This window comes from Candidatus Solincola tengchongensis (assembly GCF_015711935.1).
GTDB lineage: Bacteria > Actinomycetota > Geothermincolia > Geothermincolales > RBG-13-55-18 > Solincola_A > Solincola_A tengchongensis.
The window spans coordinates 74,881-99,029 of record NZ_MU158682.1 but is presented as its reverse complement, the minus strand read 5'-3'; the positions used below and the strand labels follow the sequence as shown (position 1 = coordinate 99,029).

The 24,149-nt window shown below is 63.5% G+C and carries 19 protein-coding genes; 10 read left to right on the top strand and 9 right to left on the bottom strand.

Annotation, left to right across the window (positions count from 1 at the left end):
* Together H7007_RS13460 and H7007_RS13455 are read left to right on the top strand one after the other, a co-directional pair.
* Positions 1 to 331, top strand: a 331-nt coding sequence (locus H7007_RS13460; protein WP_287155867.1) for a thiolase C-terminal domain-containing protein, incomplete at its 5' end; no start/stop codon positions are given.
* Positions 332 to 347: 16 nt separating this feature from the next.
* Positions 348 to 860, top strand: a complete 513-nt coding sequence (locus H7007_RS13455; RefSeq protein ID WP_287155866.1) for a Zn-ribbon domain-containing OB-fold protein — start codon at positions 348 to 350, stop codon at positions 858 to 860.
* Between the two features lie 145 nt (positions 861 to 1,005).
* Here H7007_RS13455 and H7007_RS13450 read toward each other — a convergent pair whose 3' ends face one another.
* Positions 1,006 to 1,716 (bottom strand): MBL fold metallo-hydrolase, encoded by a 711-nt coding sequence (locus H7007_RS13450; RefSeq protein WP_287155865.1) that lies wholly within the window; start codon positions 1,714 to 1,716, stop codon positions 1,006 to 1,008.
* An 875-nt stretch (positions 1,717 to 2,591) separates the two neighbouring features.
* Here H7007_RS13450 and H7007_RS13445 point away from each other — a divergent pair.
* Both H7007_RS13445 and H7007_RS13440 read left to right on the top strand, forming a co-directional pair.
* A complete protein-coding gene (locus tag H7007_RS13445; RefSeq protein WP_287155864.1) occupies positions 2,592 to 3,812 on the top strand; it encodes a 3-hydroxyacyl-CoA dehydrogenase in 1,221 nt (406 codons plus the stop codon).
* A gap of 1,022 nt (positions 3,813 to 4,834) precedes the next feature.
* Positions 4,835 to 6,496 (top strand): long-chain-fatty-acid--CoA ligase, encoded by a 1,662-nt coding sequence (locus H7007_RS13440; protein WP_287155863.1) that lies wholly within the window; start codon positions 4,835 to 4,837, stop codon positions 6,494 to 6,496.
* A gap of 322 nt (positions 6,497 to 6,818) precedes the next feature.
* Here H7007_RS13440 and H7007_RS13435 read toward each other — a convergent pair whose 3' ends face one another.
* Positions 6,819 to 7,067 carry a hypothetical protein gene (locus H7007_RS13435; protein ID WP_287155862.1) on the bottom strand — a complete coding sequence of 83 codons (249 nt, stop codon included), beginning with the start codon at positions 7,065 to 7,067 and terminating at the stop codon, positions 6,819 to 6,821.
* 893 nt (positions 7,068 to 7,960) lie between these two features.
* Here H7007_RS13435 and H7007_RS13430 point away from each other — a divergent pair.
* A complete protein-coding gene (locus tag H7007_RS13430; protein ID WP_287155861.1) occupies positions 7,961 to 8,728 on the top strand; it encodes an alpha/beta hydrolase in 768 nt (255 codons plus the stop codon).
* 136 nt (positions 8,729 to 8,864) lie between these two features.
* On the top strand, positions 8,865 to 9,422 hold the full coding sequence (locus H7007_RS13425) for a TMEM165/GDT1 family protein (RefSeq protein WP_287155860.1): 558 nt from the start codon (positions 8,865 to 8,867) through the stop codon (positions 9,420 to 9,422).
* Between the two features lie 313 nt (positions 9,423 to 9,735).
* On the opposite strand, the gene H7007_RS13420 is transcribed toward H7007_RS13425, so the two are convergent.
* The 5 genes from H7007_RS13420 to H7007_RS13400 all read right to left on the bottom strand — a co-directional run bounded on the left by H7007_RS13420 (position 9,736) and on the right by H7007_RS13400 (position 14,246).
* Entirely contained in the window at positions 9,736 to 10,371 is a 636-nt protein-coding gene (locus tag H7007_RS13420; protein ID WP_287155858.1) for a cobalamin B12-binding domain-containing protein, read from the bottom strand.
* 9 nt (positions 10,372 to 10,380) lie between these two features.
* On the bottom strand, positions 10,381 to 11,478 hold the full coding sequence (locus tag H7007_RS13415) for a uroporphyrinogen decarboxylase family protein (RefSeq protein ID WP_287155857.1): 1,098 nt from the start codon (positions 11,476 to 11,478) through the stop codon (positions 10,381 to 10,383).
* 188 nt (positions 11,479 to 11,666) lie between these two features.
* Entirely contained in the window at positions 11,667 to 12,299 is a 633-nt protein-coding gene (gene mobA / locus H7007_RS13410; protein WP_287155856.1) for a molybdenum cofactor guanylyltransferase, read from the bottom strand.
* Between the two features lie 378 nt (positions 12,300 to 12,677).
* Positions 12,678 to 13,499 carry a formate dehydrogenase accessory sulfurtransferase FdhD gene (gene fdhD / locus H7007_RS13405; RefSeq protein ID WP_287155855.1) on the bottom strand — a complete coding sequence of 274 codons (822 nt, stop codon included), beginning with the start codon at positions 13,497 to 13,499 and terminating at the stop codon, positions 12,678 to 12,680.
* Between the two features lie 390 nt (positions 13,500 to 13,889).
* Positions 13,890 to 14,246 (bottom strand): DUF192 domain-containing protein, encoded by a 357-nt coding sequence (locus tag H7007_RS13400; protein ID WP_287155854.1) that lies wholly within the window; start codon positions 14,244 to 14,246, stop codon positions 13,890 to 13,892.
* A 166-nt stretch (positions 14,247 to 14,412) separates the two neighbouring features.
* Here H7007_RS13400 and meaB point away from each other — a divergent pair, with 166 nt between their 5' ends.
* On the top strand, positions 14,413 to 15,369 hold the full coding sequence (meaB, locus tag H7007_RS13395) for a methylmalonyl Co-A mutase-associated GTPase MeaB (RefSeq protein WP_287155853.1): 957 nt from the start codon (positions 14,413 to 14,415) through the stop codon (positions 15,367 to 15,369).
* Positions 15,370 to 15,534: 165 nt separating this feature from the next.
* Here the strand turns inward: meaB and ychF are convergent, their stop codons facing one another.
* Positions 15,535 to 16,626, bottom strand: coding sequence for a redox-regulated ATPase YchF (ychF, locus tag H7007_RS13390; protein ID WP_287155852.1), 1,092 nt, complete (start codon positions 16,624 to 16,626; stop codon positions 15,535 to 15,537).
* A 736-nt stretch (positions 16,627 to 17,362) separates the two neighbouring features.
* On the opposite strand from ychF, the gene H7007_RS13385 reads away from it, so the two are divergent.
* From H7007_RS13385 to H7007_RS13375, 3 genes are all read left to right on the top strand, one after another.
* Positions 17,363 to 20,326, top strand: a complete 2,964-nt coding sequence (locus H7007_RS13385; protein WP_287155850.1) for a GAF domain-containing protein — start codon at positions 17,363 to 17,365, stop codon at positions 20,324 to 20,326.
* Between the two features lie 16 nt (positions 20,327 to 20,342).
* The gene (locus tag H7007_RS13380; RefSeq protein ID WP_287155849.1) at positions 20,343 to 21,287 is read left to right on the top strand and encodes a GGDEF domain-containing response regulator; all 945 of its coding nucleotides are present in this window, start codon (positions 20,343 to 20,345) and stop codon (positions 21,285 to 21,287) included.
* Positions 21,288 to 21,454: 167 nt separating this feature from the next.
* Positions 21,455 to 22,216 carry a LytR/AlgR family response regulator transcription factor gene (locus tag H7007_RS13375; protein ID WP_287155848.1) on the top strand — a complete coding sequence of 254 codons (762 nt, stop codon included), beginning with the start codon at positions 21,455 to 21,457 and terminating at the stop codon, positions 22,214 to 22,216.
* Between the two features lie 392 nt (positions 22,217 to 22,608).
* Here the strand turns inward: H7007_RS13375 and H7007_RS13370 are convergent, their stop codons facing one another.
* Positions 22,609 to 23,487, bottom strand: coding sequence for a metallophosphoesterase family protein (locus H7007_RS13370; RefSeq protein WP_287155847.1), 879 nt, complete (start codon positions 23,485 to 23,487; stop codon positions 22,609 to 22,611).
* Positions 23,488 to 24,149: the final 662 nt, after the last annotated feature.

Genomic DNA, 24,149 nt, shown 5'->3' with positions numbered 1-24,149 from the left:
GTTCGACGTGGCCGAGCTCTACCTCCCGGCCTCCACCTGCGGGGTGAAGTGGATGGACTCCCTGTGGTTCTGCGACCACGGCGAGGCCCCCAAGCTGGTGCGCAAGGGCACCTTCCACATGGACGGGAAGCTGCCCATCAACCCCTCCGGAGGGGTCATCTCCACCAACCCCATCGGGGCCACGGCCCTCATCCGCATAGGTGAGGCCGCCTGGCAGGTGATGGGCAAGGCGGGGGCGCGCCAGGTGGAGAACGTGAAGCTGGCCCTGGCCACCGGTTTCGGCGGCTGCAGCTGGTCGGACGTGATGATCCTGGGCGCGGAGCTCCCCTGAGGAGGAGGTGAGAGGGATGAAGCCCATGGGAATCTACGAGGACAAGCGCAAGCGCACGCACACCCCGGAGGGTTACGAGCTCCTGACCCACGAGTCGGGGCACATCGAGTACGACTTCAACTGGCACCTGGGTTATTACTGGAGCAAGTTCCTGGCCGGCCTCAAGGAGAAGAAGTTCCTGGCCACCAAGTGCAGCCAGTGCGGCACGGTGTACATGCTCCCCCGTATGGTCTGCGGCCGCTGTTTCCTGGACATGAACGAGTGGGTGGAGGTGGGCCCGGAGGGAGTCCTGGAAGGGTTCACCATCGTGCGCTTCCCCTACATCGACCCCAACACCGGGGGCATGATGAAGGTCCCCTTCACCTCCATCTGGGTGACCCTGGACGGGGCCAACACGCGCATGATGCATTACTGCAACGTGACCGACGAGAAGGAGCTCGAGGTGGGGATGCGCATGCGCGCCGTGTGGGCCGAGGAGCGCACCGGGTCCATCCATGACGTGGCCTACTTCGAGGTGATCCGGGACTGAGAAGACCTGAAGGATAAAAGCGGCCTCGAAAGCCGTCGCCATCTGAGGCGTTCGGGGCCTGACGACAAACGGGGCGGACTCCCGAAGTCCGCCCCGTCCTCGTGCGCCCGCGAGAATACGTCGTTTCCCTCATCCCCGCCCGCCGCTACAGCTTCCACCGGTAGGAAAGCCTTTCCGCCAGGTGGCCGATCTTTTCTGAGGCGCCGGGGCCTATGACCTTTCCGTGTCCCGGGTAGGCGTATTCCAGGTCCAGCTGCGCCAAGCGGCGCATGGATTCAACGATGGCCCGGCGGTCGTAGCTGAAGGAGAGAAAGGGCGGCCCGGGCCGGTTGAGGATGTTGGAGACCATGTCCCCGATGAAGGCCAGCCTTTTCTCCCGGTGGAAGTAGGCAACGCCGCCCTCGGTATGCCCTGGGAGCTCAAGGATCTCCAACCCCAATTCATCCAGGACCATGCCCTCATGCAGGGGGAGGTCCACCTCGCAGGACTCGAAATGCTGATATTTCTCGAGCAGGGAGGCAGGCAGCCTCCGCAGCAGCCGCCCCGCCGGGCTTATGTTCCCCGGCCCGGCGGGAGGCCTCCTTCCGGCTATGACCTCCGCGTCCCTCTCCCCGGCCGCCACCCGAGCGCCGGACAATCGCTTCAATTCGGCGAGGTTTCCAGTGTGGTCGTAATGATAGTGGGTGACGAGGATATACCGGAGCTCCTCCGGCCTCATCCGACTCCTGGAAATCGCTTCCATCAATCTCTTCCCGGCCCGCGGGGTATTGGTGTCCACAAGATAAGGCGCATCGCCCTTGACCAGGTAGCAGTTGGCGGTCGGCGTTCCCACGGTCACGATCTCCATGTCCTCCATCCTGCCTCCTTTCCCTCACTGCTTTTTTCCGGCCGGGCCCTTTCCTTGGCCGGCGACCGCTCCCCTGCGGATGACCCGATCCGGTGAAGCGGCCGGTTCTAGGGCGGACCTGCAGCTCTCCCGCGTAATCTTCCCTTTACCGCGAGGTTCGCGACCCGCGGCGAGGGCTTGGGGGTCCGCGATCGCCGGCGTGTCCGTTTGACGTTCTCGGGCCGCATAAGATTCTATCCCCTTCGCCGGGGGAAGAAACGTTCACGCCCGGGCCCCCGAATCCCCGGACCATCAAACGTCAAGAGCCCAAAAGGGGCGCGGCGGCCCGTGCCGGTCATTAGTTGCGGAGTGCCTACGGGCGGACGGTCCGATCCCGGATATCGCTCTCTACCCCGTACAACATGCGGATAGGGTTTCTTGTGCCGCTTCTTGACCCTCGCCGTACCAGGCAGAAGACCATTTACGCCTTCCGAAACACCCATGATTTACCTTCTTTTCATAGCGCCCAGGAACCGGGGCGCCGACCGCGGCCGCTTCCCGGCTCGAGAGGTATACGACATGTGGCCGAGCACGCTTACGCATGAATCACCGATGTCGGGAGGGAATCAGGTCGATGCCGAGGTGGAAATGGGAGGCGAAGGACACGATTCAAAGAATCCTTAATCCCTCAAGCGCGAAGCCCGCAAAAGGCCGGCGCAGCACGTGGCTGTCCCGGCCATGTTCCCGAGGGATATAATCTCCCTGACGGGAAGGGCAGTGACCCCCAGCTGGAGGGATGGTCGGACCTCCTTCCCGGCTTTTGGTCCACCTTCACCATGGAGGAGGACACGAAGGCGACCGGAGGCACAAGGGAAGGAGCTGTTTCTGCGGACAAAGGAGGGGCCTTGGAGATAGAAAAGGTCTTCGTTCTCGGCGCGGGCTTCATGGGAAACGGCATCGCCCAAGTTGCCGCCCTCTCCGGCTACCGGGTGACCATGTGCGACGTGAGCGAGGAGCGCCTGGAGGCCGGCTTGGAGGCCATAAGGTCCTCTCTGGGCAAGCTCGTCTCCAAGGAGAGGATAACCGCCGAACAAGGGGACGCCGCCCTGGCGAACCTCGCCACCACCGTGGACATGGAGGAGGCCCGTGAAGCGGACCTGGTGGTGGAGGCGGTGCCCGAGGACCCCAGGCTCAAGAAGCGGGTGTTCGCGGAATTGGACCGCATATGCCCTCCGCACGCCATCCTGGCCAGCAACACCTCGGCCATCCCCATCTCCTCACTGGCCTCCGCCACCTCCCGGCCGGAAAGGGTCGTTGGCGTGCACTTCTTCGGGCCCGTACCCCTGCTCCGCCTGGTGGAGATAATCCGAGGGGTTCAGACCTCCGGGGAAACCATGCGCATCGCCGACGAATGGGCGCGCAGCCTGGGCAAGGAGACGGTGCTCGTCCTGAGGGACCACGCCGGTTTCGTGGCCAACCGGGTGAACATCCCCACCAACATCGAGGCCGTGCGCGTGATAGAGGAAGGCCTGGCCACGCCCGAGGAGATAGACCGCGCCACGGGAGGGTATGAGGCCGGGGTGGGCCCCATGCAGATAATCGACAACGCCGGGCTGGACGTGGGTTACCGCGCCGCCCTGGCCATCTACGAGGATACTCGAGACGCCAAGTTCCTCCCCCCTCCCCTGCTGCGCCGCATGGTGGCGGCGGGGCTTTTGGGCCGCAAGTCCGGACGCGGCTTCTACGATTATTCCACCGGCAAGCGCGAGAGCTATTTCCCGCCCGTTCATTCCGGAGAGACCGGGGAGGAGCACGAGGCTCGGATGCGGAGCGTTCTGAACCGCCTTCTTCTCCCAGCCATCCTGGAAGCGGTCGCCCTGGTGGAGGCGGGCGTGGCCTCCCCGGAGGACGTGGACCGCGCCTCCCGGCTGGGTTTCAACCTCCCTTTGGGGCAACTGGAGATGGCCGACGCCATGGGCCTGGACACGGTCATGGAGACGGCCCTCACCATACACGGCGAAACGGGCGACCCCAAGTTCCTCCCCCCTCCCCTGCTGCGCCGCATGGTGGCGGCGGGGCTTTTGGGCCGCAAGTCCGGGCGCGGCTTCCACTCCTACGAGGATTGAGCGGGACCCCCGCCGACGAAGTCCGCCGGGAGAACCACAGAGCATCGGCGGATCGTGGCCATGGGTTCTGAGGCCGCGCCGCAGGTCATCCTGTGCGCACAGAGGATTCATAAGCCTACCCCGAAGGAAAGATAAAGAAAACCCTCGCCAGGCCCATGCATGATCGCCGTTATCCGAAACTGCATCCAGATCCATAGAGGCGCCGGCAAGGATAAGAGCCACCCCTAGAAACCGCGTTTTCCTCCCCGTTCGTAGCCCACCTCCATAGCCAGCACTTCCCTGCCTCGAGGTTCCCGCGACCGCCTTTCACCGCCTGGCCTTTCCCCCTCTCCACACGGTCGTTCCCACCGCGGCTCGTCAGCCTAATACGCCCCTGCTTTGCCCTGTCTTGATGTCGCTTCATCCCGGCGGATCGGCGTCCGGCGGCCCGACTCCCGTTCGGAGAAGCAGATGGTCGCCGAGACGCCACCCTCGAGCGACGCGTCCATATTTTGGTTTGGGCAACAGTGTGGCGGACGGTTCCGGCAAGTGATATCCATAAATTACCATCTGAAGGTAACGTCGCGATATGCGGTCGATACAGGAGATAGCCCGGACGTTCCATTGCATATGGGCGTTTAAGGCTTGAAAAAGATCGACATGACAAGCCATCGCTCCAAATGGGCAAGGTATACCGGAAAAGGGGCTATTGCCTGCTCAGGTTTGACTTCCGGCATTACCCGCATATATCTTATTAAGTGAGATTGTCGGCAAAAAATGGCTGTTTTTCGTTTGGCGGCATGCTTGCCTTCAACCGAAGCATCCGGGTAACAGGACGGTGTGGGTTGACCTGTTTCGCCGGCTGCAGGTGCGCGCTTTTATCGATGATGTCCACTGCGCCGAACGGCAAGTGGATTCCGTCTTTAAATGCAGGGGCTTCCGAGAACATGATAGGTCTTCCGTGTCGGAGATCGAACGCCCCCGGCGCCAAAGGATGACCCCAGGAAAGGATCAAGGCATCGACGTAGGAGGGAGTGAGAGGTATGGAGAAGGTCTGGCTGAAACACTACGATTACTTCGTCCCGGAGAGCATACGCTACCCACGCGTGCCCCTTTACCAGTTGCTGGAGATGACCTGCGTGAAGTACGACGAGAACGTGGCCACCATATTCTTCGACCAGAAGCTGACCTACGGTGAACTGCGCGACCAGGTACGCCGGCTGGCAACCGCCCTGCGGGGCATGGGGGTGCAAAAGGGGGACCGGGTGGCCATCATGCTACCCAACTCTCCCCAGTTCATCATCTCCTATTACGCCGTCCTCGAGGCCGGCGCCACGGTGGTGAACATAAGCCCCTTACACGTGGAGCGGGAGCTGGAATACGAGTTCAACGACTCCGGCTCGGAGACCCTCATCTATCTCGACCTCTTCGATTCCCGCATCCAGGCGGTCAGGGACAAGACCCCGCTGAAGCGCCTCATCGCCTCCAGCATCACCGACTACATGGAGACCCCGGCGCCGCCCAACGTGGAGAAGGGGCCCGGCGTCTACTACCTGAAAGAGGTGATCGCCGAGTCGGAACCGGAGGTACCCGAGGTGGAGATCGACCCCGAGGAGGACCTGGCCGCCCTGCAGTACACGGGCGGAACCACAGGCCTTCCCAAGGGGGTCATGCTCACCCACTTCAACCTGGTGGCCAACGCCACCCAGTGCGTCTTCTGGGCCAAGGAGTTCACCGAGCGGGGCAAGGACGTATACCTCGACGTCATCCCTTTCTTCCACTCCTACGGCCAGACGGTGGGCATGAACACGGCCATAGCCAACGCGGCCACCATGGTCCTCATCCCCCAATTCGAGATCAACATGATGCTCCAGGTCATCCAGAAGTACAAGCCGAACTTCTTCCCCGGTGTGCCCACCCTGTATGTGGCCATCCTTAACCATCCCGACGCCCTCTCCTACGGGGTGGACAAGATAAGGCTGTGCAACTCCGGATCGGCACCTATCCCCGTGGAGGTCATCCGCAAGTTCAGCCGCATCTCCGGGGGCATCTTCGCCGAGGGCTACGGGCTCTCCGAGGCCTCCCCGGTGACTCACTCCAACCCCGTCTTCGGGATGAAGAAGGTGGGCTCCATAGGCATCCCCTTCCCGGACACCGAGGCCAAGATCGTGGACGTGGAGACGGGCAAGACGGAGCTCGGCTTCAACGAGCCCGGAGAGCTCATCATCCGCGGGCCCCAGGTCATGAAAGGTTACTGGAACAAACCGGAGGAGACCGCGGAGACCCTGCGCGACGGCTGGCTCTACACCGGGGACATCGCCACCATGGACGAGGACGGGTATTTCTACATCGTGGACCGCAAGAAGGACATGATCATCGCCGGCGGCTTCAACATCTACCCCCGCGAGGTGGACGAGGTCCTCTACGAGCACCCCAAGGTGCAGGAGGCGGTGACCGTGGGGGTGCCCGACGAGTACCGGGGAGAGACGGTGAAGGCTTTCATCGTGCTCAAGGAGGGGTGCGAGTGCACCGAGGAGGAGATAATCTCCTTCTGCCGGGAGCGGCTGGCGGCCTACAAGGTCCCCCGCCTGGTGGAGTTCCGTCCCGAGCTGCCCAAGACCATGGTGGGCAAGATATTGCGGCGCGCCCTGCGCGAGGAGGAGATCGCCAAGCGCAAGGAGCAGGAAGGGAAGAAGGAGGGCTGAGGCGAGTACCGCTCTTCTGTCGATTCGATTTAAGCTTAACCCCTGGTGACTCTCCTGCCCGTCCCGTCGGACGGGCAGGCTGTTTCACCGGGCGGGACGATCCGGATACGTACCACCAAGGGAAAGCGCTCCCTTCAAAGCCCTCCCAGCGGCGCTTATCGAATGGGGCCATCGCCGCCCGGCCTCCGAGAGGTCACCTCTGAAGGACCGAGAAAGGCCGCCCTTTCCATCGCCGGCTGAGTGGACTAGGCGCGGTTCCGAGCCATCGAGGGGAAGCCGCCGGGTCGCCGCACGGGGCCCAGAGCCCTCCCCGGGCCCTCATTCACACGTCCCGCCGGACGTAGACCCGGAACATCCGCTCGCCTCCCAGCTTGTAGCACTGGGTGCAGCCCTCGAGGTTTTCCTCCCCCAGCTCCTCTAAGAGACACTGAAAACCGAGTTCCCCGTATTCCTCCAGGACCCTTTTCAGGTGCTCCCCGCCGGAGATCACCGCCTCCCTCCATCCCTCATCGGGTGATGGAGGTGGGCCCTCCAGGAGCCGGCAGTGGGGAGGAAAATTCACCCGTTTCACCTCTCTCCCTCTCCCATGCCTATCATCCCCGTTTCTCCCGCCGGTCTCCCCTCACCCCCTTTATTTTAAGCCCTGTACGTGAACCGCTCGTCTCTATGCTTTCTTGGCTTGCTTCCACTGCCCCCGACCAGGCCAGGCCCAATCCCTCCCATCTCCATCCTCCCCCTCCACCTCCAATAACCCCTTCTCCGAGGAGGAAGGCGATTTTCTCCCCGCGGACCGGGAAGTCGGAAGAGGATGAGGAGATCTCGTGCCGTATCAGCTGTGCCAGGGCCCATTGGCCGCCATGCACAAGATGGCCCTCTCCATCGAGGTGGTTTGCTTCCTCTGCTCGAACAGCCTCCAGGCGCCTTGTCCGTCTTTATTCCACGCCACGGATGATCAAAGGCGCATTCCCCTCCTCGGGCGCCGAATGGACGGACTTCAGGGACATCACTTCCTGTTCCGGGACCCTCCGGCGATTAAGGCCTCCTCTTGGGCCGGCCTGCCGCTTCGCAGCTTCTAACCCGCTTTCCCGGCCACCACCGAAAGAACGGCTCCACCTTTCCGCTCAAAGGGTGATTGCACTCCAAGAACTCCGCGAGTAGCCTTTTTTTTCATCACCGCACCGTTGTCCGCGCTTTCTTCCGCGCGGGGCATGCGCCCTGTTTTTCCCAAATAGGACGCGTTCATGCTCCGCGGAGCCGTGCCGTAAAGACAGTCCCGGACATCTTCTCTACGAATGCGAGGAGGCACAGGACGGCAAACCTCTCGCATGTCCGGGGCCAGTGCGCAGAAGATAAGACATCGGCGATTTAGGATAATATGTTTCCAGAATGTGCGTCTTTGGCAAAAGGGTTCCGTGCGGCTTTCACGCCCGATGAAACGAGAACGTTCAGGAAGCGAGGCCGATCTTGAAAGGGCTGGATAACCTGGCGAGGAGGTTCCTCTATTATCCCGACCGGCTCCCTCGGGACCTACCGCCCCCTTCTTGGGCGGGAAACGCGGAAGAGGTATGGATGCAATGCGCGGACGGGGTGCGCATCCACGGCCTGTGGTGGGATGAGCCGGCGGGAGCACCGGTGATCCTCTTCCTTCACGGCAACGCCCAGGAGGTCTACAGCTGGTCACTGGTCCGGATGGAACTGGAGCCGCTCGGATACCGCACCCTGCTCATCGATTATCACGGATACGGGAAGAGCGAGGGGGAGCCCAACGAAAAAGGCCTTTACCTGGACGGAGAGGCTGCACTGGAGTGGCTGCAGGGAAAGGGCGTCGCGGAGGGCGATGTCGTCGTCTTCGGCAAATCCCTGGGCGGGGCGGTGGCCTGCGAGATAGCCCGGGACAGGCCCCTGCGGGCCCTGATACTGGAATCCACCTTCACCTCACTGGCCTCCGTGGCCCGGAAACTCTTCCCCTTCCTCACCCGCGGCGTCCCCCTGGGCGAGAGGTACGCGAGCCTGGAGAAGATCGGCCGGGCTCGCTGTCCGGTGTTGGTCATCCACGGCGACCGGGACGAGCTCATCCCCGTGGAGGAAGGGCTGGAGCTCTATGCGGCGGCACCGGAACCCAAAGAGCTCTACCTGGTGTCCGGCGCCGGGCACAACGACGTGTCCCTGGTGGCGGGGGAGGAATACACGCGACGCATAGGAGCCTTCCTGGTAGCCCACACGGGATACTGACCCCGTTAAGGCATGATCGGATGAAGCATGCCGGTTGTTACTGAACCACCGTCCAGGATCAGAGGAATTCCTCTCCTTAAAGCGATGCGGAACGACCGCTTGGGCAATCGGCGGAGCGACGTGGTAACCTCTATCCATGTGGTGGAAAGCCTTACTGACCGCCTTCGGCCTGCTCTTCGTCGCCGAGCTGGGCGACAAGACCCAACTGGCCGTCATCGCCCTGGCCGGGCGCTACGAGTGGAAGGTGGTCCTCGCCGGGGCCTCTGCGGCCTTCACCCTCCTCAACGCCCTGGCGGTGACCGTGGGAACGGCGCTGTACGAATTCCTGCCGGAAAAGGTGGTGAGATACGGCGTGGCCGGGCTTTTCCTCCTCTTCGGCGTCCTAACCCTTCTGCGCAGGGATGAGGAGGAGGAGGGGAGGAAAGCCGAAGGGCACAAACCCTTTCTCTCCGTCTTTTTGATCATTGCCCTCATGGAGCTGGGGGACAAGACCCAGCTCTCCCTCCTGGCGCTGGCCGCCAGATACTCCTACCCGGTCTTCGTGTTCCTGGGAGGCACGCTGGCACTATGCCTCACGTCGCTCGTCGGGGCCCTTGTGGGAACCAGCCTCTCCCGCCTCGTCTCTCCTCCGTGGATGCGACGCATCTCCGGGATCGTCTTCCTGGCCTTCGGTGCCGCAAGCCTCTTCTGGTAGAAGCGGATGATGCCTGCAAGTCCGGACAACCGGACACGCAGAACAGCTAAGCGGTCGCTTAAGCGATTCTTACCGGGGCCCTGATGAGGAGTAAAGCGGCAATCGCCTACGCGCCGTACACACGCAATCCGCCCTAGAATTTTCCCGTACCCGACGATGAGCAAGGCCGTATCGGCGAAGAGGGATGCGGCATACCGCAGACGGCTGCAGGGGCGCATAAAGTTGAGTCACGGGTATTTCGGGAACGGAACAAACCCGATCATCCACAATGCATACAATACTACTACGACCTCTCGAGTATCCCCTTATCACCCTAGTCGGTTGCGCTCAGGAGCTCACGGGCCTTCACCGCGGCCTCGAAGGCGTTGGGGGCGTAACCGGAAGCGCCTATGCGCTCGGCGAACTCCCGGGTCACCGGAGCTCCCCCGACCATGATCACCGCCGAGGGGTCCTCGGCGCGCACCGCCTCTATGACCTCGGGCATGCGCTGCATGGTGGAGCTCAGTAGCGCGGAGAGGCCCAGGATGTCCGGTCGGTGCTCCCGGTAGGCCTCCACGAAACGCTCCGTGCGCACGTCCTCCCCGATGTCCACCACCTGGAAGCCGGCGCCTTCCAGGCACATCCTCACCAGGTTTTTACCTATGGAATGGATGTCCCCGTGTACCGTCCCCAGGACCACCAGGCCCCTCCCCCTCTCCTCCCCGGCGAGGAAGGGCTTCAAGGCCTCCATCCCCTTCTCCATGGCCATGGCGGCCACTATGAGCTCGGGTATGAAGGCCTCGTTGCGTGAGAACCTCTCCCCTATCTCCTCCATGGCCGGCATCATGGCCTCCTCGAGCACGGTCCGGGGGAGGAGGCCGGTGTGCAGAGCCTCGCCCACCAGCCTGACGGTCTCCTCCTCGTCCCCGAGCATGACCGCCCGCTTCAGCATCTCCAGGAGCTCGTTCATCTCGCCTCCTCATCCCTCCACGGAAATGGGATAGGTCCCGTATTTCCTCGCCGCCCTGACCAGGGCCAGGTAATTCTCCGGTTTGCAGCCGGGGTGGATGGAGTTGGAAGAGCTGATGACGTAACCCCCGCCGGGAGCGGCCACCCTGATGGTCTCCCGCACCGTCTCCTCCACCTCCTCCTCACTTCCGAACGGGAGGAGGTAGGTGCAGTCGATGTTCCCCAGGATGCAGAGGCGGCCCCCGTAGCGGGTTTTTACCTCGCCGATGTCCATGCACTGGGGCTGGACGGGGTGGAATCCGTCGAATCCCGCCTCCACTATCCCCTCCATGATGGGCCACATGTTGCCGTCGGAATGCTTGACGATGAGCATGCCGCGCCGGTGTGCCTGCTCGGTTATCTCCCGGTGATAGGGGAAGACGAAATCCTCGTACTGCGCGGGGGACATGAGGGTGCTCTGGGAGAAGGCCAGGTCCCCGTCCAGGGCGATGACGTCGGCCCCCAGGTCCGCGGCCATGTCCACCACCTCCAGGATGTAATCGGTGACCAAGCGGGCCAGGTCCCTGACGAAACCCGGGTTCTTGACGTAGTAGTAGAGCAATTTCTCCATGCTCCCCAGGAGGCTCCAGCTCTCGCGGAAGGGGCCGGGCTGCACCAGCACATGGGCATAGCCCTCGCCCAGTGCTCCTCTCGCGGCCATGAGCATGAGGAAATCGGTCTGCTGGGGATGGTAGGGTCTCACGGCCCTGAGATCGGAGGGGTCGGAGACGGGGCCGCCCACCGCCGTGGCCTCCCCCTCTTCGCTTATGCGCAGTATCCTTCCCCACCCGTCCCTGACGTGCTCCTCGTCCACCGGCTCCGTGCCCAGTAGGGCTATGGAGGTTATCCCGTCCAGCTCCAGTTCCCGTATCACGGTGAAAAGGGTGTTGAGGAGCTTGACCTTCTCCTCCATGCTCATCCGCTGCACCAGTTTCATGGGCGGAAGGTCATCGGTGAAGAAGGCTCCGAGCCTGATTATGGATTCCTCGTTGAAGGCCATCTCCCATACCGGAACGCGGTCAGGCTCCTCCCGCCTGAGGGCGGTGAGCATCCTCTCCCTCCCGGTCATCTCCCATCCCTCCCTCCTCGATGGATCCGACAAGTCGCCGGCCCTCCGGCCCCCTTGTCCGGTCGGTCACGAAAAGCGGCTGTTCTGCCCGTCATGTTCTTAACCCCATCCCTTCCTCCCATGCACACAACTCTTGTCCTTCCTGCCTCCCCTGCCCACTCCTCCAGCCCCTCCTATGGCAACGGGGCTCAGGTCCCGGAAAGCCGCCGGGCCGCCTCCAGGTCCTCCGGTGTGTTGATGTTGAAGAAGGAGAGGAAGCCCGGATCGCGCGCCGCCATCTCCTCCTCGTCCACGTAGCGGACGCGCAGCTCGTCCAGGACCTCGTGGATCTTCAATCGTTCGGTTTCCAGTTTCTCCCTTATCTTTTCCCGGACATCCCGGCGGTAAACGGCGAAGAGCGGCTCGATGTAACGGCCGCGGCGCGGGACTACCGCCTCCCAGCCGGGCGCCCAGGACAGGAGGAGGCGGATGAGCTCCGGGTTCGGGTAGGGCATGTCGCAGGCCATGACGAAGACGAATTCACTGGCAGAATATTCCAGAGCGGTGTATATTCCGCCCAGCGGACCCCTCCCGGGCAGGATGTCTTTCACCACATTCACCCCGGGGCCGGCGAGGGACTCCGCGGCGTGGTTGTCTCTCTGGGTGACAACGAGGATGCGTGGAAACAAGCTTTCCAGCACGGTGATGATTCGCTCCAGGATGGGCTTTCCGCCTATTTCCAGGGAAGTCTTGTCCATGCCCAGGCGCTTGCCTCTCCCTCCCGCCAGCACGGCGGCCGTAAAATCTCCAACCTCATTACGGGCTGGCGACCGGGAGTTCATCTCTCTGCCCCTCCTCGAACCTCGCGGGACGCCGCCGCCTTCACGGGGACCATAAGCGCGGCGGCTCTCCTCTTGAGGGGATCGGGTTCATGGGAGTTACCGCGCGTTCTCCGTGCCGGTCATCCTCCCGCCACGAAGGGCAGCCCGCGTAGGTCACGCGGCAAAAAGCCACGGGGAAGCGTCTCCCGTCCGCGCCGTCGTGGGGAAAGCCTTTCATCGATCCTCTCGCCTTTCTGCACTTCTTGGGATTACCCGCTTCGCTCCGCTTCCCGCCTCGAGGAAAACCCTCTGTCCGTGGGCGGGAGATGAACGGCTTTCGGTCTCCCGTCTCCATAGGGCATAGGACACACAATCCCGGCGATCCGTCCATCCCGAGCCTCAGGGAAGAATCCTCCATCCATGGGTGTACACGTTGAACCTCTTCCCGTCGCAGAACCCCGCCACGGTGAGGCCGGCCCGCTCGGCGATGCGCAGCCCCAGCGAGGTGGGCGCCGCCACCGAGACCAGCACCGGAATCCTCACCCGCACCGCCTTTAAGGCCATCTCGAAGCTGACGCGCCCGGAGAGCATGAGAATCTTATCCTCCAGGGAGATGCCGCGCAGGGCGCACCACCCCACCACTTTGTCCAGGGCATTGTGCCTCCCCACGTCCTCGGCCACCACCAACACCTGGCCCCCTCCGTCGAAGACCCCCGCCCCGTGCGTGCCCCCGGTGGCGCGGAAGACCTCCTGTCCGGCTGTGAGCTTCCTCTCTAGCCCATAGAGCACCTGTGAGGGAATCCGCAGTTCCGAGGTCACCCACCCCTGGTGGTAGTCCTCGATGGCGGAGAGGTCTGCCCCACCGCAACCCGTGCGTACCACGTAGGTGGAGGAGAAGCGGTCCGTACCCCTGGGGCTTTCCACCTCCAATTCCACCACGTTGCCCTTGTCCAGGGCGTCTCCCCCGGGGATCTCCCCCGCCGCGGCCTCCGCCTCCAGGGACCCGCAGTGCCGGAGGAGTTTGATCCTCTTCACGTCGTCGATTATCCCCTCCGTAAGGCAGAAGCCGACGGCCAGTTCCTTGTCCATCCCGGGCAGGCGCATGAGGGCCACCAGGGGCATCCCGTTGACCACGATCTCCAGGGGAAGCTCCACCACCACCCGGTCGTCGGCTTCCTCCTTCCCGGAGGGGAAAAAGCGGGTTATCCTCCAACCTATCATGCCTACATGATACGGCCTCCCCGTCGTTCTCGTAAATGAAGACGCGCATGAAGACCCGTCCTTTCCGGTGCCGGGCACGTTCACTGACATATATTTCCATAATTTTCTCGCAAGCCCACTGAAGTTTGGCACCGGTATGCGTGTTGGGCATCATCAAGAATCATCTTCACCGCCTTCACCTCGGTGATGGAATGAACCCGTTTCCCGTCGATACCGTTGGGAAATCCATCGTTCGCGGGCGGCAAAAACAAACCCAAAGAATGCCGGGGTTTTCTCCGATCCGGCCACCACAGCAGGAAGCGAAGTCTGCGGGCCTGCGCACAGGAGCTCCGGAGGCCGGACCGTGGGACCCTCCAACCACCTTAATATCGCTTCTATATGGTCCCGCTTCTATATGCTCCTCACATCCAGGTGGTCTCCGACCCGCGTGCCCGTCCTCTCCAGGGTGCCCGCGGGCAGCTCGAGGACGGCGCGGGAACGCAGGACGAAGGGGCTCAGCCTTCCGGGGCGCAGGCGCTCCACCAGGCGGACAGCCTTCAGGGCCTCGTCGATGAAGACCACGTCGATGGGAAAGCGCATCCCGAAGGTGTGGACCTGGCGGCAAGGGACGATGAGCAGCCCCCCACCCTCGGGAAGTCGGTCCATCCCCAGAAGCCCGCGGCGGCGCGAAGCGGGGGTCTCTGCCACCTCCGCTTCCTCCGCCAGCACCGTATCCCGGTGAAGGTTCACAATCCTCACCCGCCGCATGGATAAAGCATACACCGCACCCCGTCCCCTCGCACCGTGCACCGCATACCGCATGGATAGCCGCGGCGGAACTCGATCACGCATATCGGCCGCTCATGCCGGCTCCGCTTTGACACCCGGCACGGAAACATCGAGAATATTTAGGTAAAACGATCGAGGAGGGAGGATGGACGACCTTCTATCCAGGCTTCTGGAAGGAGACCGCCGCGCCGTGGCCAGGCTGATCACCCTGGTGGAGAACGGCGACCCCGCGGCCCGAGAGCCCATACGTAAGCTCCACGAATACACGGGCAGGGCGCACATCGTGGGGATCACCGGCGCCCCGGGTAGCGGCAAGAGCACCCTGGTCAACTCCCTTACCAAGGAGCTGCGGAAGAGGGGAAAGAGCGTGGGCATCATCGCCATAGACCCCACCAGCCCCTTCACCGGAGGGGCCGTGCTGGGGGACCGCGTGCGCATGCAGGACCTGGCCACCGACCCGGAGGTCTTCATCCGTTCCATGGGGACCCGCGGCTCCCTGGGTGGGGTCTCCGTGGCCACCAACGACGCGGTCAACATCCTGGACGCCTTCGGGAAGGACATGATCATCGTGGAGACGGTGGGGGCGGGTCAGGTGGAGGTGGACATCGTGCGGCTGGCCCACACCTCCGTGGTGGTCACCATGCCTGGAGGTGGGGACGAGATACAGGCCCTCAAGGCGGGGATCATGGAGATCGGGGACATCTTCGTGGTCAACAAGGCGGACCGGGAGGATGCCGGCCGCACCTATACGGAGATAACCATGATGCTGGAGATGTCCCAGCGGGATGAGGAAAGGGTGCCCCCGGTCATCCGCACCGTGGCCACCACCGGGCAGGGGGTTGACGAACTGGCCGAGGCCATCCTGGACCACTACCGCTACCTTCAGGAGAAGGGGCTGCTGGAGAAGAAGGCCAGGGAGAGGATCCTTGCCGAACTGCAGGAGATAATAAACCGCAGGGTGGAGAGGACGGTTTCCCGGGCCCTGAGCGAGGACCCAGAGATGGTGGAACTGGTCAGGAAGATGGTGGAGACCCGGGAGATCGACCCCCACTCAGGGGCCCAGATGGTCATAAGGCATCTGCTGAAAAAGTCGGAGGTCTGAGCTACGGCTTCCGCGGGCAGCACACGGGTCCGACCTCACGAGACATGAAGGCCACCCTCCCACGCCCTTCCCTCCGACGAGGGTCGATCCGCCTGCTCCCTGACGCGCCCGTCTTAAAACGCCTCCGACCTCAGCAATTCGAGGCCGCTCCGGACCCTTTCGCGGTCAGTGGAAACGGAAGAGCATGACGTCCCCGTCCTGGACCACGTAATCGCGCCCCTCCACCCTGACCGCCCCCTTCTCCCTGGCGGCGTGGAAGGAACCGTGGGCTAGGAATTCCTCCCATCCCAGCACCTCGGCGCGGATGAAACCCTTCTCCATGTCCGTGTGTACCCTACCCGCCGCCTGCGCCGCCGTGCTCCCCCGCCGGAGCGACCAGGCTCGGCATTCGCCGGACTCGGTGGTGAAAAAGGTTATCAGTCCCAGCAGCCGGTAGCAGTGCTGGACGAAAAGCTCCAGCCCCGGTCTTTCAATGCCGTAGGCCTCCAGGAACTCGCGCATCTCTCCCGGTTCCAGCTCCTCGATCTCCGCCTCCAGCTTGGCGCAGAAGGCCACCACCTCCGCTCCCTCGGACTCGGCCAGCCGCCGGACTTCTTCCAGGAGGGAGTCGCCCCCGCCCAGCCGTTCCTCGCCCAGGTTGGCCACGTAGATCACAGGCTTGGCGGTGAGCAGAAAAAGGCCGGCCAAGAGCTGGCATTCCTCGTCTTCCAGATCCTGTGCCCTTACGGGCATCCCGCGATTCAGCCCCTCCTCCACCTTGAGCAGGACCTCCAGCTCGCGCGCCTTTTCCCGGTCCCCGGTGCGGGCGGCCTTGGCGATCCGTTCCTTGCGCCGGGCCACCGTCTCGAGGTCGGCCAGGATGAGCTCGGCGTTCACCAGGGCGATGTCCGCCGCGGGATCAAGGTCGGGGCGCACGTGGGGTACGTCGGGAGCGGAGAAGCAGCGTACCGCATGGGCCACGGCATCGACCTCCCTGATGTGGGCCAGAAAACGGTTACCGAGCCCTTCGCCGCAGTGGGCTCCCTCCACGAGACCGGCGATGTCCACCACCCGAAGGTCGGCGGGGACCACGCGCGTGCACCCGGCCGCGGCGGCCAGCCTCTCCAGACGGGGATCAGGGACCGCCGTGACCCCGTAATTGGGATCCACGGTGGTGAAGGGGTATCCGGCCACTGCCGCTCCGGCCCTGGTCAGGGCGTTGAATATGGTGGACTTCCCGGAATTGGGGAGGCCGATGATCCCCACCTGCAAGGCCATGCATATCCCCCCTTTTCCGTCCATCATAACAGGACGGCCCGTGTCGCGCAGCACAGGAAACATCCTCCCCGGAAGTCAAGAACGAGGCGTGCAGAGCGGATCTCCGGAAAGGGAAAGATTCTCCGGGTTTCCTCCCGCCACCCCGGCGCGGCGGGATCCGTACAGGTCCGGGGCGCCGTGAGGTGAAGACTCTTCGCACAAGGGCGAAAAGGGCGTGAGCTGCGCGGCTCCAAGGGAAGAAAAACATGTCATGCGTGGACACCGGTCGCCCCGGCGCGGCGGGGTCGGGAAGGGGGCCGGGGGCGCGGTGAGTGAAAATCCTTCGCTCAAGGGATGCAGAGGGCGCCAGTGGCGCAGCCCCGCAGGAAAGGAACCGTCCATCCGGGTCGCACCCGCACCCTGGGGGGCGGCTCATGGAAAGGGGGCCGTACAGCCTCCGTATCCCGGCGCTCAAAGAAAGAGGATGTCCGGCCGTTACCCGCAACCCCGAAGCGGCACCCGCGCACGCCGGACGAGATGTCACGCGCCTTGGGCCCGGATGTCTTCCCCGTGAGGAAGGCATCGCCTTCCGAAAGAGGAAACATTAATAAAGGGAATCCAACTTGCGGACAACCCGGCCGCTACGCGCGGAAGGAACCCGGGCGACGAGAAAGGGGCCGGTGCCCGAAGGCGAGTGGCCCTCAATGAATGGGGGACGAAAAACGATATTATCCTTGTTATGAGAACTTCGCGCTGGTTGCCGGTTCCTCACTGGGCGGCCTTCCTGGCGGTGGGCCTCTACCCGCTTTACGCGGGTGCTCCTCAGCACTACTCGCTCTGGGCGGTGGGGCTCTCGGCCATGGGCCTCCTGGGACTCCTTTACCATTCGCTCCTGCGTCCCAAGTTCAAAACCTCCTTCAGAGGATACGGACTCCCGCTCCTGCTCGGGGACATCGCCTCCACCTGCCTGCTCATCTACGGGACCGGAGGGGTCCGCAGCCCCCTCTTCCCTTTCCTCCTGCTCTTCGTGGTGGTCCTCTCCTTCTTCGACCGGTGGGCCGTCACCCTTCTGGTGGCCGCGGCGGCAGGCGGGCTCTACACCCTGGCCTGCCTCCTCGCGGGAATGCGACCGGAAACGGAGGGAGCCGTCTTGCTGGTCGACGTCTTCGTTCTCCTCGGGGTCTCCGTGTTCATCTCCTTCGTCGCCGAGTTGGACAGGCGCGAACACGCCAGGACAAGGCGCATAGAATCCCTTTACCGTATAAGCTCCCAGCTCATGGAGAAGGTGGACCTCTCGGAGACCCTGAGCTCCCTTCTCCAATCCACCGCCGACCTTCTGGGGACCGACATGGGGTCCATCTGGCTTCTGGACCGCGGCTCGGGAAAGCTGAAGCTGCAGGATTTCATTCTCCCCCCTTCCGAGGAGGCGACGGCGGAGGAAATGGATATCGGTGAAGGCATCATCGGCAAGGTGGCCGAGGAGAGAAAGCCGCTGCTCCTGCGAAAGGGGGATTCCCGATACCCCTCCGCGGCCTGCAGCCCGGCCCTGGAGCAAGCGGAAGCGCTCCTGGCCGCCCCCATTCTCATGGGCGGGGAGCTCATGGGCGTTCTCTGCCTGGCCAGCTCCTCACCGCGGCATTTCTCCCGCGAGGATGTCCAGCTGCTGGTCACCATCTCCAACCTGGCGGCCTCGGCCATAGCCCGCTCCGAGCTCTACCAGATGGTGCTCTCCAGGAGCGAGGTGATCGTGAGCAGCATGAGCAGCGGCCTCCTGGTATGCGACGCGGCGGGGAGGCTGGTCATGGCCAACCAGGCCGCCCGCGACCTCCTGGGCCTGGAATCCATCCCGCCGGAGGCCTCCCTGAAAGACATCGTGGAGGACTCCCTGGTGGATGCCGGGCCCCTATGGGAGTATCTCCAGCCGGAGGGGAAACCGACGCCGCGGGAGGGCGGCGGCAGCTTTGAGGCCCACCTGGCCAGGGCCCCGGATCGCACGCTCTCCGTGCGTATCTCACCCATCCGGGCGGGTTACGAACCGGCCGCCGGATGGGTGATCATACTCGACGACATCACCGAGAGGGTGAAGGTGGAGGAGATTCGCGACGACCTGCTGCTCCTCATAGCCCGCCGCGTGGAGGAACAGTCCGCCCTCTACGAGCTGGGCCGTTCCCTCACCGATGACCAGGATACGGGGAACCTCCCGGGCCTGGTCCTGGAAAAGGCCGTGGAACTGGTCGGCGCGGAGATAGGCCTCCTCTCCCTCCGGGAGGAGGACGAACTCCTCCGGGTGAAAGCCGTTTACGGACTCGAGGAGAGGGTGATCGGCAGCTCCTTCCGGCCCGGGGAGTACTACGCGGGCAAGGCCGCCGCCTCCGGCGAACCCGTGCGCCTGGCCAGGGTGGAACCCCGCCACGCGGGACCCTGGGGGGAAGGATTGGAGGGGCCCCTTTCCTATCTCGCGGTCCCCATCACCTGGCGGGGAACCACTAAGGGCGTGCTGGAGGTGGCCATTCCTCCCCGGGAGCGCTCCTTCGGCGACGACGACCAGAGGCTGCTCAGCCTCTTCGCCAGCCAGGCGGCCATAGCCCTGGAGAACGCCAACCTCTACCGTATGATGGCCGAGGACCAGCGGCGCACGGAGGCCATGCTCTTCTCCATCGCCGATGGGGTTATCGCCGTGAACAACGACGCCCAGATCATCCTGGCGAACTTCGCCGCGGAACGCATCCTCAACCTCCCCCCCTTCCCCTACATCGAACAGCGCCACGTCAAGGAGGTTATACGCGTTCCCGCCCTGGCCAACCTCTTTCTTCGGAGCCTCAACTCCGGGAAGGAGATGGCCGAGGAGATCCAGGTGGAGGAACCGGAGAGGAAGGTCCTCGAGGTGGAGACCTCGTTAATCGAGGCCGAGCCGGGGAAGAGCCTGGGCATCATCGCCATCATCCGTGACGTCACCACCCTGCGGGAGCTGGAACAGGCCAAGTCCGATTTCGTCTCCACGGTCTCCCATGAACTGCGCACCCCCCTCACCTCCATCAAGGCCTACACAGCCACTCTGCGGCGCCGGGACGTGAACTTCGACGAGGAGACCCGCCAGCAATTCCTGAGGGTGATCGAGGAGGAGACCGACCGGCTCACGCGCCTCATCTCCGACCTCCTGGACATGTCGCGCATCGAGTCGGGCCGCCTGGAGCTCAAGAAGCGGGAGTTCGACATGGTCAAGCTGGCGGAGATAGTGGTGGGAAAGCTGGAATCGCAGTCCGCAAGACACACGCTGACCCTGGCCCCCGAATGCGAGAGCGCCAATGTCTACGCCGACCCGGACAAGATAGAGCAAGTACTGGTGAATTTGCTGGACAACGCCATCAAGTACTCCCCCGACGGGGGAGAGGTGAGGGTAGGCGTCAGAAAACAGCGCCATCTGGTGCAGTGCAGCGTCACCGACCCCGGGGTGGGCATACCTGCCGAACACCTGCCGCACATCTTCGAGAAGTTCCATCGCGTGGACAACCGTTCCACGCGGGAGGTCTACGGTACCGGACTGGGCCTTTACGTGAGCAAGAGCATCGTGGAGGCCCACGGTGGAAACATCTGGGTGGAAAGCGAACCGGGCAAGGGAAGCACCTTCCACTTCACGCTTCCCTTGCTGCTGGAACCCAGGCGTGGGGAACGAGAAGCGGACCCCGCCGCGGATATCGGCGTGGTGGGAGATCACGATTGAGCGAGGGGGAGCGTAATTGGAAAAGTCTGGCAATCGTGTCAGGATCCTGGTGGTGGACGACGAGAGGAACATCCTGGACATCATCCGTTTCAACCTGGAGGTGGAAGGATACGAGGTCTACACCACCCAGGAGGGCGAAGAGGCCCTGCGCATGGTACACGAGGTGAAGCCGGACCTCATCCTCTGCGACATCCTCATGCCGGAGATGGATGGCCTGGAGATATGCCGCCGCTTGAAGGCCGACGGGAGGACCAACCAGATACCGGTGGTCATGCTCTCCGCCAAGACCCAGGCCCAGGACAAGGTGGCCAGCATCGAGGCCGGTGCGGACGACTTCATAACCAAACCCTTCGACTTCTCGGACCTGGTTGCGCGCATCGCCATCAACCTCATCCGCGCCAAGCAGAAGCGCGACGTGAGCCCTCTAACCGGCATGCCCGGCAGTATCTCCATAGATGCGGAGACCAAGCGTCGCCTGGCCAGAAACCTCAAGTTCGCCGCCCTGTACGTGGACATCGACAACTTCAAGCCCTACAACGAGATATACGGTTTCCCCCAGGGGGACGCGGTGATCAGGGAATTGGCCTCCATCATCGACGAGACCGTCCGCCGCTCGGGAAACTACGACGATTTCATCGGCCACGGAGGAGGGGACGATTTCGTCATCCTCACCAGTCCGGACAAGGCCTCCCGGATCGCCGAGGAGATAATCTCCGCCTTCGAGGAAAGGGTGCCCTCCTTTTACCGGGATGAGGACCTCAAGCGCGGGTACTCCATCCTCATCGACCGGCTGGGGAGGGAGAATTACATACCCATCATGACCCTAAGTATAGGGATAGCCAGCAACCAGAGGAGGAGGATCTCCACCCACTGGGAGGTGGGCGAGATCGCCAAGGAGACCCTCAAGTACGCGAAGTCCATCCCCGGGAGCACCTACTTCATAGATCGGCGCACCAAGTGATCGTGCGCCGGGCAGAGAACGCCGTTACCGCTTCCCGCCGGAGCCGGCAAGAGGAACCGCGGCCGGATGAAGAGGGCGTTGGTTGTTAAGGCGGATGCGGGGGTTGACGAAATTCATAATGTGCCGAACCTGAAAAGGGCGACAAGTAGGAATCGCGGGAGGGGCTCATGGCCGAGGACAAGAGGTACCGTATCCTCCTCATCGAGGACGATCCGGCCATCTCCAACGTGGTGGAGTTGAACCTCCGCCTGGACAACTACGAGGTCTTCCTGGCCGCCGACGGGGAAGAGGGCCTGAAGATGGTGGAGGAGGTCCAGCCCGACCTCATCATCCTGGACGTCATGATGCCCAAGCTGGACGGCTGGCAAGTGCTCATGACCCTCAAATCGGAGGACAGGACCCGCGACATCCCGGTGATCATGCTCACGGCCATCGACGACGAGAGGTCCAAGGTCATCGGGTTGCGCGGGGGGGCGGACGATTACGTGCCCAAGCCCTTCAGCCCCCTGGAGCTCGCCGCCCGGGTAAAGGTCATCCTGGACCGAGTGGGGCGCGCCCGGCGCCTCTCCGCCTCGGAGGAGCGCGAAAAAGCTGTGCTGGACCAGATACCGGTGCAGAGGGGAGAAGCCATCAAGCTCATCCCCATGGAGGACATCTACTTCATAGACACGAAGCACGAATACGCCAACATCCACACCTTCGACGACTCCTACCTCACCACTTACACCCTGGCGGAGCTGGAGAAGATGCTGGACAGCCGGAAATTCTTCCGCACCCACCGCAGTTTCATCGTCAACCTCAGGAAGGTCAACCAGATTATCAGGCTCTCGCGCAACGCCCTGGTGGTGACCCTCAAGGACCAGAAGGAGAGCCGCATCCCCGTATCCAGGCGCCAGGCCGCCATCCTCAAGGACATGCTCGGGATCTGAAGGCCGCGCTCGAGTACCCCATTCGTGACCGCCCCATTCGTGATGCGAGGGATGAAAACCCCACAGGCTTGCCCGGTATCCAGCCGGGGACCTCATGTTCACCGGTCCATAAGCCGGGAATAAGGCGTTCCGGGGTATGAGGAGCAAGAAGCCCTAAAGTCGATGGGTTATTTTCCGATATAAATAAAGGTAGCTAGGTGTCCCCCATGAGTTTACCGGCAATTCCCTCAAAGGGCGCAAGCGAACTAGCTGCCAGACAAAAGACCCCGTTCCCCCCGACGGGGTCTTCCCCTTTTATGGCGTACAAAAGCCCTCCATGTACGTGTCCACCGGGCATTTGCTCAACCGGAACCCCCCGTCCCGCAGAGATCCCCAGGCCACCGCTCGAAGGCCTATAGCGGGATGACCTCCTCGCTCACCTGCCCGTCCTCCACGGTCACCCGGAGGAAGTGGTGAAAGCCCCCGCTCTCCGGGGAGAGGTGCGGCTCGGCGCCCGCGCCCCCGGTGACCACCACCCGCGGGGGCCCCGAGGCGTAGAGCATGTAGGCGTGGATGTGCCCGCAGTAGATCACCGAAGCCCCGGCGGAGGCCAGCAGATCCCGCATCTCCCGGTTGCTCTCGGACTCCCGAGCGACGAACCCCCTCTTGCCGATGTCCACGGGCGCTCCCGGGGGCACGTGGGCGAAGGCAACGACCGTCTTGCCCGCCGAGCCCGCCAGGTCCTCCCGAAGCCAGGAGAGCTCGCGCGGGGGGCAACCCACTCCCGGAACCGCGTCGTTGAGGAAGACGAGATGGACACCTTGGACATCGAGGGAATAGTAATCGGCGCCGAACACCTGCCAGAAGGTATCGAGGGAACCCCCGAGCATATCGTTGTCGCCGGGTATGACGTGATAGGTAATCCCGCTTCCGTCCAGGAACCCTTTCATCCTGCGCATCTCCTCCACGCCCCTCCCGGTGGTGATGTCGCCCACCACCACCAGAAATTCCCCCTCCAGGGCATGGGCGATGACCTCCGCCAGGAGGTCGGTGCGGCCGTGGGGGTCCCCACAGACGAGGAAGGAGAACTTGACGTGGGATTCCTGGGAGGCGGCGCCGGATTCCTCCTCCCCGGCTTCCGTCCCCAGCGGCATGCCTTCCCGGCCGCAGGAGGCGGGGGCGAGGGAGAGCGCCAGAAGGAAGGCGAGGAGGAACGCACTGAGGAGAGGCCGGGCCTTCGCCCGGCGTCCCCGGCATCCCCTCCTCGGCCCCTCACGCTCCTCCGTGCCCATCACCTTCCCGGCATCCGCGATCCACCAAGCACCTTCGGGAAAACCACCGCCATAAGAATTATATAGCTTTGAGATGCGCCGCTCCCTGACGTCATCCACCTCCTCGGCGAGAAATCTTGCCGCCATCTCTGCTGCCGTTCGAATTGCACGAAACCTCCGTCCGGTCCGTTTTCCATCCGGATGTCACAGAGCTCACTCTCCTCGCGATGGAGGTTCGCCTCCGACTCACCCACCCTCCACGCTGACCCCCCTCCGCCGCGTGCCGCCGGCCGGAGGAAACCGTAAGAGCTCGCTCGAGAGAGGCGCCCTAAACGGCAGGGCCCGTGCCTCCGGAGGCGAAAAGGAAGGGCGCGAGCCGTCACGTCTTCCCGCCGGGAAGGCGGAATCCGGAGGTCAGGGAAGGGCCTCTTCACGCCGGACTCGATGGTGCGTCACCGATTCGGCAATCGCTCAAGGGGTCGATAAAGCACGGAGACGCCCACCATCCGGGTCAAAAACACTGCCCACCGGAGGAGAGGGGCGGCCACTCTTGCCCGGGAGATCATGCCGCCTCGGGAAGGCGGAGCGGCGGGCGCCTGGAGGAGATGGGAGCACCACAGCTTGGCGGGCCGAGGAGCGGGGTGGTCCGGGATCTCATGTCGCCCCAAGCATCCGGACCTGAG